Source organism: Limnothrix sp. CMB-01 (assembly GCF_055193175.1).
On sequence record NZ_CM143720.1, the window covers coordinates 1,289,946 to 1,305,406 of the forward strand.

Below are 15,461 nucleotides of genomic sequence, written 5' to 3' on the forward strand. Positions count from 1 at the left end.
ACCTAAGCCGACAAGGACGGCAAGCTACAAACATTGGGCCAGTCGATCGCCGTGGCAGACTCGATCGGGCGATCGGCTGGCTCCTGCTGTCGCTTAATCACAATCAGGGTGATGTCATCAAAAATCTTGGCCTCACCAATGTGGCGATACACATCATCCACCACCAACTTACAAATTTCCTGGGGGGTGCGATGGTGCTCAGTTCGCAACAACCGACAGAGGCGATCGGCCCCATAGAGCTGGTTGCTGTGGTCGGCCGCCTCGGTCAGGCCGTCCGTGTAGAGCACCACCAAATCGCCGGGATTGAGATAGACCTCCGCTTCGGCAATGAAACTGCTGACATCCGCTTCAATCCCGAGGGGAAAGCCCAAATCTAAGGTATCGACCCGATCGATCGACCCATCCGCCCGCACCACGATCGCCTCCTCATGCTGACCGCTGAGGCGCAGTGACCCCCGCTCATAAACCAACAGGGAAAGGGTCATGTTTCGGTACGATCGCATCCGCCTGGTGTTGTCATACACCAAGCGATTGAGGGTGTTGATCGTTTTCACCTGATCAATTTCGCCCACCGCTTGCAAGGTGCGCACCGCCGCCTGCACCATCAGCATCACCATGCCGCTTTCCAGGCCATGGCCCGTCACATCGCCAATGCTGATTTCCACCCGGCCATCCCGGTGCAGCACGTCGTAGTAATCGCCGCCCACCTCATCGGCCGGTTCCATGTAGGCGGCAATTTCCAAATCCGCCGTGTTCAGTAAGTCTTCTTCCTTGGGCAGAATCATTTGGTGCAAACGACGCACCACGGACAATTCCGCCCCCATCCGGCGATTTTCGTCCGTGAGCTGCTGGTTGAGGGTCACAATTTCCTGATTAGCCCGCGCTAGGTCATAGGTGCGCTCGGTGACGCGCTGTTCCAGGGTTTCCAGATGCACTTGCAGTTGGGTGACCATCCGCGCAAAGGAGGTGGCCAATGCGCCGATTTCGTCTTCCCGATCGGTGGGCAAGGGTTGATCCCAATGGCCACGGGCGATCGCCTGGGAAGCCCGATTCAGGGCCACAATCGGCTCCACCAACCGACCCGCCATCCAATAGGACACCACCACCACCAGCAACAGCACCATGCTGGACACCATCAGGAGCGATCGGGTTTGGGTGGCCAACGCCTCTTGCAGGGACTTCAGCGAGAGGGTGACCAGGGCGGATCCTTGCAGGGCTTGTGACTGATCGCGCAACGGCACAATCACATGCAGCAGATTGCCATTCACCACGCGGGCCGTGGCCTGAGTGTTGAGGCTATTACGCAAGAGAGACAATTGCTGCTCGGCCAATTGCTTCCCGAGGCCGCTTTCCGGGCGAGCTTGACCCGCAATCACCTTGCCCTGCAAGTCAATCACCCAAATGCCCAGCACGTCCGGTTCCCGCAGCAACTCCTCAATCAGGCGATCGAGACCCAGGGCCTGGCGCAAGGATTCCAAAAAGGCCACATGGTTCCCCACTTGCACAATGCGGCGCTGATCAATCCCCGGAACCCCCACGTATTGAAAGACGCGATCGTCAATTTCCCGCCGCCGAGGTTCTTGGATCACCATCTTGGCCTTGCCCGTCAACAGGGGCCAAAACACATGGGCTTGGGGTTGTTTTTTCGGATCGGGATTAAAACAAAAAACCGCCTCCCCGGGCGGTCGCAAGCGGGCACATCCATCCGCATCCGAAATCCAAACTTCATCAATGATCGAATCGGCCAGAATCTTGTTAATTCGTTGTTGGAGTTGGGCAGTTGGTTCGCCGCGTTTTTGGCTCAAATCCACCAACTGAGCTAAGGCGGTGGCGGTGGCGGCCATTTGCTGGCCCAATTTGTTTTCCACGGTGGCGGGCACATCCCGCAACACCGACAGGGCACGGCTGAGGGTGTTGGCCAGGCGCACGCCGTCTGTTTCGGAGCGCCGAATCAATTCGTGATGGGTGTTCCAGTGAAAAATGGCAATGGTGGGCAAGACGGCCACCACTGCAACTCCCGCCATCATGAATAGCAAGCGTCTTTGTAAATTCATACGTAAATGTTACTTAAAAAATTTTGTCACTTAAACCGTTTGTTCGTCGTTTCAATCCTAGGCCATGTCATTGGTTGCGCCCAATGTCGGGTCAAAACGATGCAAAGCTGACCCCATTTGGGAAAGAACTTAATTCAGAAACAGCCCGGTTCAAGGCCCAATTTGAATCTCAGTGCCAAATTTGCTTCAAAGTCTGTTCCAAAGTCTGCTTCAAAACCTGATCCAAACCTTAATTGACGGCTTGATTCTCGGCCTAATTCTGGGCCCAATTCAAGATCTTTCTCATTTAGCGTTAATTCAGTGCTAATTCAGCGTTAATTTCAGAGCTAATCCTAATGAATTCGCATTTCAACGGCCGATCGAAGGGCGATCGTTTCGTTGCTGAGTTCGTCAGCCACCACCACCCGATTGCGTCCCTGTTGTTTGGCGGCATATAGGGCCCGATCGGCCCGGGACACCAACAGGGTGGGCGAGGTGGTCAAGGAGGGCGAGATGGCCGCCACCCCAACGCTCACCGTCACACAAGGGTTAACGGCCGATCGGGGATGGGGCAGGCTTAACCCCAACACGGCCTGGCGAATTCGGGTTCCCACCAACTCCGCCTGCTGCAAGGTGGCGCGGGGCAACAAGACCGCAAATTCCTCGCCCCCATAGCGAGCCACCAAATCCGAGGTCGATCGAGCCACTTGGGCGATCGCCATCGCCACCTGCTGCAAACAGACATCCCCCGCCACATGGCCCAGCAAATCGTTGTAGGCCTTGAAGGAGTCCACATCCACCATCACCAAGGCCAACGGCTCAGACCGGCTGCCTCGCGTTTGCCATTGTTGCTCCAAATATTCATCAAACCGCCGCCGGTTGGCCACGCGCGTCAAGGCATCCATCGTGGCCTTGGCTCCCGCTTCCGTGGCTTGCACATAGAGCTGCTCGATCATGGCATCCCCATGCTCAATAATCAGCCGCAGCACATGCTCCAGGTCTTCCCGTTCCCGGGTAATGGTTCCTAACAGCGATTGCAGTTTTTGTTCCGCGTTCCGGTGTTGATGGGCCTCGATGGTCAACCGCTCATTGGCGCTCAACAGCTCGTTTTCAATCACGCTGCTATGCTCGATCGTGGTTTGCAAAACCCACTCCAGATCTCGCTTCTGTTGGGCCACTTGCTTCAAAATCGTCTGCAATCGCTGCTGTTGGCGACGGTACAGCGACAGGGTGGACTGTAGTTCGTTTTCAATACAGTCACCATGGATGGCGGTGGTTTCAAGGGCGATCTGGAGATCGCGGTTGCTTTGCTCTAAAGCAGCCACCTGCTGGCGAAGGCGTTTGTTTTCTTCAATCAACGCTTGTGGATCAGACGATGCCGCCGGATCGGGCAGCGACTGGGGATCGCGCACAGTATCTCCAAACAGACGCGGCATAGACCGCTTGTAGAGGGTAGAGCCGAGGGAGCGATCAACATCAACGCCACAGCCTAGTGATTGAACCGATGAATGTTGAACTGAGCGTTGCACAGACCTGGAAGGATCAAGGGCAATTCAGGGAACCCATGCTGCGTGATCGATGCCATAGGATTGCTCACCGCAGGATTACCCACCGAATGATGGCTGGTCATGATGATGACTCAGTGGTGATGACTCAGGGTCGATCGACGTTGAGCGATCTACTCCGAGCGATCCCTTCTGAGTGAGCCATTCTGAGCCATCCCTTCTGAGCAAGCCATCCGGTTATGACCCACGAAACTATCTCCAAGCTCATGATCGCTAAGTTAGCACTAGTTCAATGCTGGGCATGAGGCGCTGGAGATTTTTGAGCGATCGCGTTTGCCAAACAATATTAGCGGATCCTTTAAAAGTTAACTTTGCTGTCCCCCGCTGTCGCAACCGAACTACAAACATAGACAGCATACTGATACCGGAGCTATTGAGGAATTCGAGTTCCTGGAGGTCAACAATGATTTTCTCGGACTCTTCCGCCGCCGCTTCCAAAATATCGAGCACAGGACGGTAAGCCTCAAGGCCGTCCAGACGCAGGGAACCACGGCAGAGAATCGTTGCCGTGGCGGGGTCATACTGAATGCTGTAGTCCGGTTGTTTTAGTTCCATACGAATGAGTGGTGGGAAATTGCGGAGGACTGGGGCATTGGAGAAAACCAGGAACTAAGAAGTATTAACAGAAAGATAGGGCCATGATGTAAGGCGGCAGGGCTGGGGGCGAACCATGGAGAAGGCGCGATCGAATCGTGATCCTGTGGTGATGCTGACCGGTGTGGCCGCATCTTCAGATCCCGTTGGTAGATCCCGTTGGTAGATCCCGTTAGCTAGATCCAGTCACCCGATCCAGTCAGTCACGCGAATGAGCCATCGCAGTTGGTGCAGTTTCACCATGCGATCGAGCCTTAACTATCCTTACATGAACTTGCTCTGGGCCATGCAAGGTTTCGGGATCCCCCCATCACCGAAATGCTGGCAAGAGTTTGACAATATCTTGGTCTCTTTGCTCAGTTCCAGGGCGATCGACATTTTAATAGTCAATCACTACACTGTGAGTCGGGCCATCACGCTGATCGCAACGGAGTTGTCATCATTAGTAGACGATGTAAACCGCCACCCCATTTTCACTCCGTAATCTGCCATGATTGAAATCAGCCCCAGGCAAGATTCATTGGACTCTTCACGCCCCATTTGCTCTAGTCGTTGAGCATAAAGTAGGTCAAGATCAGTCGTCAAAATATCATGGATGTGCTTCTGAAATCGGATGGCGCGATCGGCCGTTGTGCTGTTGCAAACCAGCAGCAAGATGCTGGACTCATAGAGATAGAGAGAAATGGTGACTGGGCTGTTCACCCGTTCATCACTGAATTTAATCGCATTCTCAATGAGTTCATTGGCGACATAGCTAATACAGGCCTTAACATTTTCTTGAGTGCTGGAGCTATCGGCCGCGTCCTCATTGTTGCCCGGAAAAAAGGTGGCGAAATAGTCGCCCAAAAAATCGGCCGATAGTCCATAGTTGCGCCAACGAATTTTGCGAGCTTGCGCACTCGGTGAAAACCCCAAGGTTAGGTATTCTTGGGTATCAGGTAGGGAATCGTAAAACTCGCCTAAGGTTACATTCATCACGCTTATGCATTGACCAAGCTAAGAACAGGATAAGGCAAAATTTTCCGAGAGTAGAGGGCTGAATTCAGCATCAACAATGTTTTGGAATGTTTTGGAAACTCCAAGTCATACCCTAAACTACCAAAACATTCGCACCATCATAGTTTTGCGGGCTGGTTCGGGCGGGCTTGGATTCAGCCCCGGTGCATGATTGCAGGGCTTTCTCCTGGTGCGATCGAGGGCAATGGCTCACTCAAAATCATGACTTCAAAGGCTCCACCGAATTTTTAGAATGATTTTTAAGATGATCAGAAAGATGATCAGATCTCCCAAAACCTTATTCTCTCCAGTGACCCCGACCGCGCTGCGGTTAATGGGTCGGCAGGCGCTGGCGATCGCCCGGCGGATTTTGCAGGAGTTGTGGCGACGCAAGCGCAGTTTGGTGTTTTGGTCGCTGTTTCCGGCGCTGGTGTTGGTGTTGAATGGGTTGATTTTGGCGGAGCGGGTCCAACTGCCGATCGCGGCGGCCTTTGAGCGAGCGGCTCCGGTTTCCTGGGTGGGGGCGGCCCTGTTTTTTAGCTGTCTGGGCGGCACGGTGGCAACCCTGGTGGGCGAGCGAGAGTCAGGCACGTTTCGGCGGCTGGGCCTGTCGCCCCTGGGTGGCATGGCTTATTTTTTGGGAATTAGCCTCGCTCACGGGGCGATCGCCCTCGGCCAGGCGGTCATTGTGGGGATCATTGCCACCGCCGTGGGGGCCCAGTTCCAGGGGGCCTGGTGGTTGGGCGGGGCGATCGGGTTGCTGAGTGTGTTGGCCTATGTGGGGGTGGGCTTTGTGCTGGGGGGACAATTTGCCCGGCGCACGGAGGATGTGAATGCGTTGGTGGCGGCCTTGGGCGTGCCCCTGCTGATTTTGGGCGGTAGCTTTGTGCCCGCCTGGCTGTTTCCACCCCTGTTGCAACAGTTGGCCCGTTTTGACCCGATTTACCACATGAATGAAGCCCTGTTGCGGGTGGCTAGCGAGGGAGCCACGGCCGCTGATATTGCCTGGCATCTGTGGGTGTTGGGCGGGGTGGCGATCGGGGGCTTGGGTCTGAGCGCGGTGACCTATCAACAACTGTTACGGCGCGATCGTTGCCTTTAGGACGCTCCATCCTGGGGAACGCGCTACGCTGAACTTGCAGTCGTTTTGGCCCTTTCCGAGGGGCCTTGCTCCCAACCATGCCTAGCTATCCCGGAATTTCCAGCGAAGCCTTTCGTCATCCGCTCGATCGCGAAGCCGAGCAAGCCCTGCGAAGCCTGCCGGGATTTGACTTGGTGGCACGCAAATTTCTAGAAGTGGCGGTCGATCGGCCCCAATATCTCTACCACATGGGCAACAGCGTCCAAGTGGGGCCCCGTCAATACGCCAGCCTGCATCAGCTCCTGCGGGAATGTCTGCGAGACCTCGATGTGTTCCCGGAGCCGGCCCTGTTCGTCAGCCAAAGCTATCAGGTCAACGCCTTCACCATTGGTCAAGAACAGCCCACCTTGGTGCTCACCACCGCCCTGCTGGAATTGCTGAATGAAGCCGAATTGCGCGTGGTGTTAGCCCACGAATTGGGACATTTGAAATGTGGCCACAGCACCCTCACCCAAATGGCCATTTGGACGCTGTATGCGGCCTCCATGGTGGGGCAAATGACCATGGGCTTAAGCAACATGCTGATTAGCAACGCATTGGTCATGGCGTTTTATGAATGGAAGCGCAAGGCCGAACTGTCGGCCGATCGAGCCGCCCTGATTGCCACCGATGATCTCGACACCGTATTGATGACCATGGTGAAAGTGGCCGGCGGCAGTCCCAAACATTTGCAAGAACTGAGCCTTGCGGAATTCAAAAAGCAAGCCCGCGACTACCAATCCCTAGACGCGGATGCCATGAATCAGGCTTATAAATTCTTTCTTTACAACAACTTGCCCCAGGGCATGTACAGCAGCCATCCCTTCCCTGTGGAGCGAGCCAGCTATCTCCAAGATTGGGCCACTTCGGCGGAATATCAAGCCATTCGACGCGGGGACTACCAACGGGATGTGGCTCAAGGGGCCGTGAATGTGACGGCGAATGCAACCACCACGGCGCGATCGACCGGCAACACCGAAGCCGATCGCCTGCGCCAACAAATTGAAGACCTGCAACGGGAACTCGATCGCCTGCGCCCAGCGCGATAGAAGTTGCTAGAAACTCGCAAAAATCCGCGCGAGTAAGCACAAGTCGCCAATCGCAAAGTCCAAGCCGAAAGGCAACAAGTGCAAACCCAAAAACACAAACCAACCAGGGCAGATTGAAAGGGCAGATCAATGAGAGTAGATCAGTAAGAGCAGATCAGTAAGAGCCGATCAGTCCCTTCAAGACGCACCCCCAAAAAACCAGAAAAACAAGGGGCTTAAGCCCCTTGTCTCAGGAATGAGAACAGAGAGCTTAAGCCCCTTGTCTACCCCCATTGGTGCTAGGGGCTATTTTGCAAGTTATTCTTCGCCCTTGCCGTCCACTTGCACCAGGCGAATGTGCTTGTAGCCCAGCTTGATCTCAAACTCATCGCCCGGCTTCAAACCCATGCTTTGGGTATAGGTCGAACCGATCACGATTTGGCCATTTTGATGCACCGTCACGCGATAGGTCGGTTCGCGACCCCGACCATCCTTGGCACTTTCCGGATCAATCCGCGTGCCCTTTGCTTCCAACAATGCATCATAAAACTCAGCCAAGTTCACCTGGACTTGGCCGCTTTTGGTCTCTTTGTAGTAGCCGCAGCGCTTTGCCTTTTCGCGACGGGGCAGATTCGAGAGTTCCTTCAGTTTTTGCAGTAGGGCTTTACCCTTCAGCGGTGTTGGTTGTTGAGCAGTTGCGGAATCACTCATTGCTGTCAAACATTCAGTTCAGTTAAAAAAGCCTAGCTCGGCTGAAGCGGGGTTCCTCAGATGCAATTGCCCTTTAACCCAAGAACACCGCCGACTTAGCCTAGCGCGTCCCCTAGTCGAGGCCAATTGTTCCGAACTTCCCCAATTCAGACATCACCTCCTCAGAGACTCTTCGACTCATTGGAGGGTGATCAAACCCCGATCGATCTTGGCTGGATCGATTGTTCGATTCGACTGGATTGGCCCCCTCAAAAATCAGGGATTTGCCAGAATCTGGCAAAATCCAGCGGTAATTCTACAAACGATCAAACCGCACAATCTTGCATCGAAGGATGGTCGGTGAGGATGTCTCTCTCGATCGGAATCAGGTTTTACCGGTGTTGATCATGCTCTGACAGGCAGCCTAAATTTAGACCGGCCAATGCCAATCATGGCTGAAGCCTAGGATTTACCCATAAAAATTGATCGCCTAGAGACTAAGCACGGAGATAAATTTTTGAGGCAGCTTTAGATGCGCTCCTGGGCAGAATCCAGAAAAACACCGGAATCGAGATTGACTACATTAAGACTATAGCCCCAAGCGGCAGAAATTTGAATCGGACTGCTCAAAATTTTTAGATTAAAAAAAGCTCTTGCCTCCCTATAGATTGATCTATCCCCCAGGGTGGGTTCGATTGCTTTGATCAGTTCGGGATGACGGCCTTTGCCGCTAAGGCTAAAGCGGGGCTGGCCAAAAGCAAAGACAAGGGGAGCGGACGCATCCCACAAAAATAGAAAATGTATCCTCTTCAGGGAAGAAGCACTGCAAATTGGGTGTTTTCGGATGATTTTTACGGAAGGGGGCAAGGCGATCGGACGATGGCCGCGGGGTGCCCAAACCCTCCTCAAAAAACATTGCAGATTGTGTGATGGGGGAGCGGGTCTCCCAGCAATTTGCGACTAGACTAGTATCAAATCCCTGCCGTATTTGCCGAATCGACCAGCCGTGCAAGTCACTTTCCAAATCATGCGTCGGGAACCCGGATCGTCTCCTCGGGTTCAGTCCTATCGCCTGGACAATGTTTTACCCGGAAATACGATTCTGGATTGCCTGAATCGTATCAAGTGGGAGCAAGATGGCAGTCTTGGCTTTCGCAAAAATTGTCGAAATACGATTTGCGGAAGTTGTGCCATGCAGATTAATGGCCGATCGCGCCTGGCCTGTAAAGAAAATGTTTCGGAGATGTTGACCCGGGCGATCGGGACGGATGAGCATGGCGAACCGGTGATCACCGTGGCTCCGATGGGCAATTTACCGGTGATTCGAGATTTGGTGGTGGATTTGCAACCGTTTTGGGCCCGGTTGGAATCAATTCACCCATCGGTGAGCCGGGCGGAGCAGTTGGCGGCGGCGGAAACGGTGGCGGCCCAGGAGCGATCGCCCCAGCAAAATCAGCCAGTCTCAACAGATCGGGTCAATCAGGCAAGCCAGGCAAGTCCAACGGATCAATCTACGGATCAACTTCTAGATCAACCTCTAGATCAGCCTCCAGATCAACCTTTGCGGGAAACGCGCCAAACGCCGGATCAGCGGGCCCTGTTGGAGCAGGCGGGCAACTGCATCGCTTGCGGGGCTTGCTATTCGGAGTGCAACGCGGTGATGGTGAATCCGCAGTTTGCGGGGCCCCAAGCCCTGGCGAAGGCGCAGCGGTTGGTGGACGATACGCGCGATCGGGCAACGGCGGAACGCTTAAGCCAGTTGGGTGAGGATGGCAGCGGCGTTTGGGGTTGCACGCGCTGTTTTGCTTGCAATGAAGTTTGCCCGATGGAGGTGAACCCGCTCGATCGCATCTCGCGCATTAAGTCGGTGCTGTTGGCGCAGGCGGCAACGGCGGGCGAGGCGATCGAACGACCTTTGCGCCACCGCCAAACGCTGGTGCAGATGGTGCGTGAGGGAGGGTGGATTGATGAGCGTCAGTTTGCCATTCGGGTCATTGGCAATTCGGGACGCGATTGGCGGGGGCTGGCTAGTTTGGCTCCGGTGGGCTGGCGGATGGTGGCTCGGGGCAAAATGCCGCTCACGTTTGAAAAATCCGAGGGCACTGACCAAGTGCGGGGTCTGATTGATGCGGTGCGGGTGGTGGAAGCGGCCCAAGGCACGGCCCAACCCCCCCTGCCCGATCGGGAACCCTAGGGGATCGCGAATCCGGGGAATCCTGTTGTTGAGGTTGAAAGTCGCCCCTACCGAGAACCAAAGGGATCGGGAACCGCTGGCCGGCCCAGCTTGGCCCACAGTTCCGCCTCAATGCGTTTGACGATCGACTGTTCATCCAAGGTGGCTAACACCCGCCCGATCGCAGCCCTTGGCCCATCGGGGCCCCAGGAGGCATCGTTGGCTAGGTAGGTTTTGGTTGCTTGGCCGATCGCGTAGGAAGAAACTCCGGCGATCGCGGCTTGGGTGGCGGCGATCGACAGATAGGGCACGGTGGTGATCCCGCCAGTGGCAACGGTGGACAGGCCCAGAAATCCCTTGAGGGCGCTGAGGCCCAAGCGGGCGATCCATTCTCCGGCACTGAGGCCGCCTAGCCCGATCGCGATGGTTTTCATCAGGGCGATCGCGCCCCGTTGACCCATGGGAATTCCGTAGAGCCGCGAGAGGGCCAAAATGGTGGCCAGGTCGATCGCCGCGCCCCCCACCAAGTCCAACACCACCACGGGATTCACCGCCACGGCGATCGCTTTGGCAATCGTGCCATTCCAAATCAGGCGATCGGCAGAACGATCCCGCAGGGCCAGCTTGCGCGACAGGATCCGATCGCCCGCCGCTTGGGCATAAAGCAAAGAATTCAGGGCCACCAATGCCTTGCCCTCCCTTGCCAATACCTCCAAAATTTTCAGCTTCAGGCTTTCCACCTGGGGTGCGCCTCGTTGCAAATCCGCCGCGATCGTCCCGTCGGGCCGCTGCACCACCTGGGCCACCAGGGGAGCCGCCGCCACCATCACAATCTCATCGGGCGACAGCAGCTCCCGCACCCGATCGTCCCGAATCTTTTCATAAATGGCCTGTCGATCGGCCTCGGGAAACTGATCAATCTTGTTCAACACCAGCAGGATCGGCTTACCCGCTTCCCGCAACTGAGACAGGGCCTCGCATTCCACTTGGGTCATGTCCCCGGCCACCACAAACAGGATCAAATCCGACGCTTGCCCCACCTCCCGTGCCAGGGCCGCCCGCGCCGCCCCATTCACTTCATCAATGCCCGGCGTGTCCACCAGTTCCACTTGGCCCAAGCTGGACGGCACTGTCCAATGAATGCTCCGGCTGGATTGGGTTACACCGTGGGTGGGGCCCGTTTCAAAGACCGATCGCCCCAACAGGGCATTGAGCAAAGAAGACTTGCCGCGACTGACGGCCCCAAACACGGCAATTTGAACCCGCTGATCCTCCAGCTTGTCCAGCATTTGCGCCAAACCCTCCAGATCTGGCTCCAGACCCGATCGCTCCCGAGGGGTCAAGTCCAACCGCTCCATCAGCGATCGCAGGGCCGATCGGGCTTGGCGATAGGCCAACTCCGCATCCAAATCCGCCAAGGACTCGATCGCCGCATCCAATTCCCGATCGACCGTATCCCACTCGTCTAGGCGATTGCTACTCTCAAGATCATTACTCTCAGAATCATCGCCCTCAAAATTATCGCCCTCAAAATCATCACCCTCAAAATTGCCGCGATCCAAGCCACTCCCATCAACATCGGTGGGTCGATCCATCGGCCCTTCCATTGACTCAGAAAATTCAGGACTTGGCGGAATGGCAGCCATGGGCGATCGGGAATAACCACTAAGAATAGAAATTGATCTAAACCACACTTGTCAGAATTGGATCAGACCTTTTTTGGCGATTACTAATTCCTGACCGGCCTTCGATCGCTTGCCTTGGGTATTGGTCATGCTGTAGGGCTTTGTCCAGGGTAAACAATCCGCCCAATCGGCCGGATAGAGATCCTGAATTGCTTCACAATTATCGATCGTCATCAGCCAATCGTGGGGACAGTCGCGCAGGGCTGCCGCCAATTGTTGATGATTAAACCCCTTGTGCAAATCGCCCGATCGCCCATAAAGCCGCGATTGTTCTGCGGAAAAATAGGGCGGATCGAGAAAAATAAACACATCTTCACCGGGCGCATGAATCAGCGTCTGATAGTCGCCGAGGGTCAAGCGCACCCCCGCCAGCCGACCTTGCAAATTCTCCAGCCGTTGGATGCTGGACTCCGTGAATCGACCGCAATAGGCCGCCGCCGTCATGCCGCCGGATTCTGTGAGACCGCTGGCGGTGCTGCGATTCAAAATAAAAAATCGCGCCGCATTATGGAGCCGATCGCCCGGTAAGTTCGCCAACTTTTGTTGATAGCGATCGCGAAATTCCACCCATTGATCGCACTTGCGCCGCTCGCCGTCGTAGTCATCCCGCAGCGATCGCACCAACCGGGCCAGGGCGATCGTATCGGTCTGCACCTGCTGCCAAAAATCCATTAACAACGGATTCGCATCATTGGCCCAAAATGCTTGCGCCACCTCCGACCCGATCGCGTGGAGCAACACACTACCGCCCCCCAGAAACGGCTCCCGATATTCCTTAGCCGATCGAAAATATTGCGTAAAAATCGGCAAATCTTTTTGTTTTCCCCCCGGATATCGCAGGGGCGATCGCCAACTGTGCAACCGTTCCGATCGGCTTTGATCGGCGACCACAGGGCGATCGGGTGAATCAGGAGTCATCGTTTTCATGGAATGCTGAAGGGCCAACGGCCATACGCCCCTGCGAATGTTGATGGGTCTGATTCGTGACTATATCTGTGACTGTATTCATAACCATGATCGCCTCCAAGTCAATCAACGGGCGATCGTCAGCGACACGATAGAATAAGACCTCTGAATCGGCCCGGCAAGTTGCCCGCCGATCGCCGTTTCCCCGAGAGATACACCCACCACAGAGCGATCGCCCGTCATGAGCCAAGGAACCCTCTTCGACAAAGTTTGGGATTTGCACACCGTCGCCACATTGCCTTCGGGCCAAACCCAACTGTTCGTTGGCCTGCATCTGATCCACGAAGTGACCAGCCCCCAAGCCTTTGCCATGTTGCGCGAGCGGGGTCTCAAAGTGCCGTTTCCCCAGCGCACCGTGGCCACCGTTGATCACATTGTCCCCACCCAACTGCAACAACGCCAGCGCCCCTTCATCGATTCCCTGGCGGAAGACATGATCGTCGCCCTTGAGCAAAGCTGCCAAGAATTCGGCATTCGGTTCTATAACATCGGCTCCGGCAAGCAAGGCATCGTCCACGTGATCGCCCCCGAACAGGGCTTGACCCAACCGGGCATGACGATCGCCTGCGGAGACAGCCACACCTCCACCCACGGCGCATTTGGGGCCATCTCCTTTGGGATCGGCACCAGCCAAGTGCGCGACGTGCTGGCCTCCCAAACCCTGGCCATGACCAAGCCGAAGGTGCGCCGCGTGGAAGTGAACGGCGACCTGCGCCCTGGAGTCTACGCCAAAGACGTGGTGTTGCACATCATCCGCAAGCTGGGCGTGAAAGGCGGTGTGGGCTATGCCTACGAATACGCGGGCACGACCTTTGAGGCCATGAGCATGGAAGAACGGATGACCGTTTGCAACATGAGCATCGAAGGCGGCGCACGTTGCGGCTACGTCAACCCCGACCCAATCACGTTTGACTATTTGCAAGGGCGCGAGTTTGCCCCCAAGGGAGCCGATTGGGATGCGGCGGTGGCTTGGTGGACGAGCGTTCGCAGCGATGCGGATGCTGAATACGACGATGTGGTGGTGTTCGATGCGGCGGACATTGAACCGACCGTCACTTGGGGGATCACGCCCGGTCAGGGCATCGGCGTGACGGAAACGATCCCGACCGTGGACGAACTGGACGAGGGCGATCGCTCGATCGCCAAGGAAGCCTACGACTACATGCAGCTCGCCCCGGGCCAGGCGATCGCCGGAACCAAGGTGGATGTCTGCTTCATCGGCAGTTGTACCAACGGCCGAATCAGCGACCTGCGGGAAGCCGCCAAGGTGGCCCAAGGTCGCCAAGTGGTTGAAGGGATCACCGCCTTTGTCGTGCCCGGTTCCGAGTCGGTGAAGCAAGCGGCCGAAGCGGAAGGCCTGCACGAAATCTTCAAGGCCGCCGGGTTCGAGTGGCGGGAAGCGGGTTGCTCCATGTGTTTGGCCATGAACCCCGACAAGTTGCAGGGCAGCCAAATCAGCGCCTCTTCCTCGAACCGCAACTTCAAGGGCCGTCAGGGTTCCGCCAGCGGTCGCACCTTGCTGATGAGTCCGGCCATGGTGGCAGCGGCGGCCGTAACCGGTTCCGTCACCGACGTGCGCGAGTTGTTATAACGACGCGCAAGGTTTGTTCTTTATTCGCTGAAGTTACGGGTTAGGGCAGGTTTGAAACCTGCCCCTACCGCCGGCCGTGCTTGATACAATTGCGGACATCTGCAAATCACGCTAATCAGGTGAACCTATGAGTGCAATGTCCCAACTGCAATCCGCCCTCGATCGCGGCCAAGCGTTGAAGGCGATCGCTGGTTTGAACAATTTCGACGGCGATCGGGTCGAAGCGATCGTCAAGGCAGCCGAGCTGGGCGGTGCAACCTTCGTGGACATTGCCGCCGACCCCGCCTTGGTGCAACGGATTAAGGCGATCACCAGCTTGCCCGTCTGTGTGTCCGCTGTGGAACCCGCCAAGTTCGTCGAATGCGTGGCGGCTGGCGCTGACCTGATTGAAATCGGGAACTTCGACAGCTTCTATGCCCAAGGCATTCGCTTTGAAGCTGCTGAAGTGTTGGCCATGACCCAAGAAACCCGCCGCCTGCTGCCCAATGTGCTGCTGTCGGTGACGGTTCCCCACATTTTGGCTCTCGATGAGCAAGTGGCCCTGGCCGAAGCCCTGGTGGCCGCTGGCGCAGACATCATCCAAACCGAAGGCGGCACCAGCAGCCAACCTGTCCATGCCGGTAGCCTGGGCTTGATTGAAAAGGCGGCTCCCACCCTGGCCGCTGCCTACGAAATCAGCCGCGCGGTGTCCGTGCCGGTGCTTTGCGCGTCGGGCATTTCGGCGGTGACGGCTCCCTTGGCGATCGCGGCGGGTGCTGCGGGCGTGGGCGTGGGTTCGGCCATCAATAAGCTGGACAGCGAAATCGCTATGGTGGCTGCTGTGCGCTCGATCGTTGAGTCGTTGTCGGGCACGGGCACAGCTTTGGGCACTAAGAACCTGCAAGCCGCCTCAGGCACTGGCACTGGTACAGCTTTGGACACCGAGAACTAGCGCCTCAGAGTCCCGATCGCTGCCAAGTTTGGTGGGCGATCGGGATTGAGCCTAAGCTCAGCCAGTAACCTCACGGATAGCTGATTTTC

The 15,461-nt window shown here is 56.3% G+C and carries 13 protein-coding genes; 5 read left to right on the plus strand and 8 right to left on the minus strand.

The window, feature by feature from the left end:
* Nucleotides 1–2: 2 nt before the first annotated feature.
* From ACZA91_RS05420 to ACZA91_RS05435, 4 genes are all read right to left on the minus strand, one after another.
* Nucleotides 3–2,054 (minus strand): PP2C family protein-serine/threonine phosphatase, encoded by a 2,052-nt coding sequence (locus tag ACZA91_RS05420; protein WP_463185108.1) that lies wholly within the window; start codon nt 2,052–2,054, stop codon nt 3–5.
* A 332-nt stretch (nt 2,055–2,386) separates the two neighbouring features.
* Nucleotides 2,387–3,469, minus strand: a complete 1,083-nt coding sequence (locus ACZA91_RS05425) for a GGDEF domain-containing protein (RefSeq protein WP_099534460.1) — start codon at nt 3,467–3,469, stop codon at nt 2,387–2,389.
* Between the two features lie 342 nt (nt 3,470–3,811).
* Nucleotides 3,812–4,153 carry a slr1659 superfamily regulator gene (locus ACZA91_RS05430; protein WP_099534461.1) on the minus strand — a complete coding sequence of 114 codons (342 nt, stop codon included), beginning with the start codon at nt 4,151–4,153 and terminating at the stop codon, nt 3,812–3,814.
* A gap of 432 nt (nt 4,154–4,585) precedes the next feature.
* On the minus strand, nt 4,586–5,167 hold the full coding sequence (locus tag ACZA91_RS05435) for a slr1658 family protein (RefSeq protein WP_099534462.1): 582 nt from the start codon (nt 5,165–5,167) through the stop codon (nt 4,586–4,588).
* Between the two features lie 355 nt (nt 5,168–5,522).
* Between ACZA91_RS05435 and ACZA91_RS05440 the strand changes: the two genes are divergently transcribed.
* Both ACZA91_RS05440 and ACZA91_RS05445 read left to right on the plus strand, forming a co-directional pair.
* A complete protein-coding gene (locus ACZA91_RS05440) occupies nt 5,523–6,290 on the plus strand; it encodes an ABC transporter permease (RefSeq protein ID WP_463186391.1) in 768 nt (255 codons plus the stop codon).
* A gap of 77 nt (nt 6,291–6,367) precedes the next feature.
* Nucleotides 6,368–7,357, plus strand: coding sequence for a M48 family metallopeptidase (locus ACZA91_RS05445; RefSeq protein WP_190354458.1), 990 nt, complete (start codon nt 6,368–6,370; stop codon nt 7,355–7,357).
* 297 nt (nt 7,358–7,654) lie between these two features.
* Here ACZA91_RS05445 and ACZA91_RS05450 read toward each other — a convergent pair whose 3' ends face one another.
* Both ACZA91_RS05450 and ACZA91_RS05455 read right to left on the minus strand, forming a co-directional pair.
* Nucleotides 7,655–8,047, minus strand: a complete 393-nt coding sequence (locus ACZA91_RS05450) for an AbrB family transcriptional regulator (RefSeq protein WP_099534465.1) — start codon at nt 8,045–8,047, stop codon at nt 7,655–7,657.
* A 507-nt stretch (nt 8,048–8,554) separates the two neighbouring features.
* Nucleotides 8,555–8,893 carry a hypothetical protein gene (locus ACZA91_RS05455; RefSeq protein WP_190535172.1) on the minus strand — a complete coding sequence of 113 codons (339 nt, stop codon included), beginning with the start codon at nt 8,891–8,893 and terminating at the stop codon, nt 8,555–8,557.
* A 139-nt stretch (nt 8,894–9,032) separates the two neighbouring features.
* On the opposite strand from ACZA91_RS05455, the gene ACZA91_RS05460 reads away from it, so the two are divergent.
* Nucleotides 9,033–10,220, plus strand: coding sequence for a 2Fe-2S iron-sulfur cluster-binding protein (locus ACZA91_RS05460; RefSeq protein WP_463185115.1), 1,188 nt, complete (start codon nt 9,033–9,035; stop codon nt 10,218–10,220).
* A gap of 47 nt (nt 10,221–10,267) precedes the next feature.
* Here ACZA91_RS05460 and ACZA91_RS05465 read toward each other — a convergent pair whose 3' ends face one another.
* Both ACZA91_RS05465 and ACZA91_RS05470 read right to left on the minus strand, forming a co-directional pair.
* Nucleotides 10,268–11,845, minus strand: a complete 1,578-nt coding sequence (locus ACZA91_RS05465) for a GTP-binding protein (RefSeq protein ID WP_463185117.1) — start codon at nt 11,843–11,845, stop codon at nt 10,268–10,270.
* Between the two features lie 51 nt (nt 11,846–11,896).
* A complete protein-coding gene (locus tag ACZA91_RS05470) occupies nt 11,897–12,802 on the minus strand; it encodes a DNA adenine methylase (RefSeq protein WP_463185119.1) in 906 nt (301 codons plus the stop codon).
* Between the two features lie 229 nt (nt 12,803–13,031).
* Here ACZA91_RS05470 and leuC point away from each other — a divergent pair, with 229 nt between their 5' ends.
* Nucleotides 13,032–14,441, plus strand: a complete 1,410-nt coding sequence (gene leuC, locus ACZA91_RS05475; protein WP_463185122.1) for a 3-isopropylmalate dehydratase large subunit — start codon at nt 13,032–13,034, stop codon at nt 14,439–14,441.
* Nucleotides 14,442–14,568: 127 nt separating this feature from the next.
* Entirely contained in the window at nt 14,569–15,372 is an 804-nt protein-coding gene (locus ACZA91_RS05480) for a DUF561 domain-containing protein (protein WP_463185124.1), read from the plus strand.
* Nucleotides 15,373–15,461: the final 89 nt, after the last annotated feature.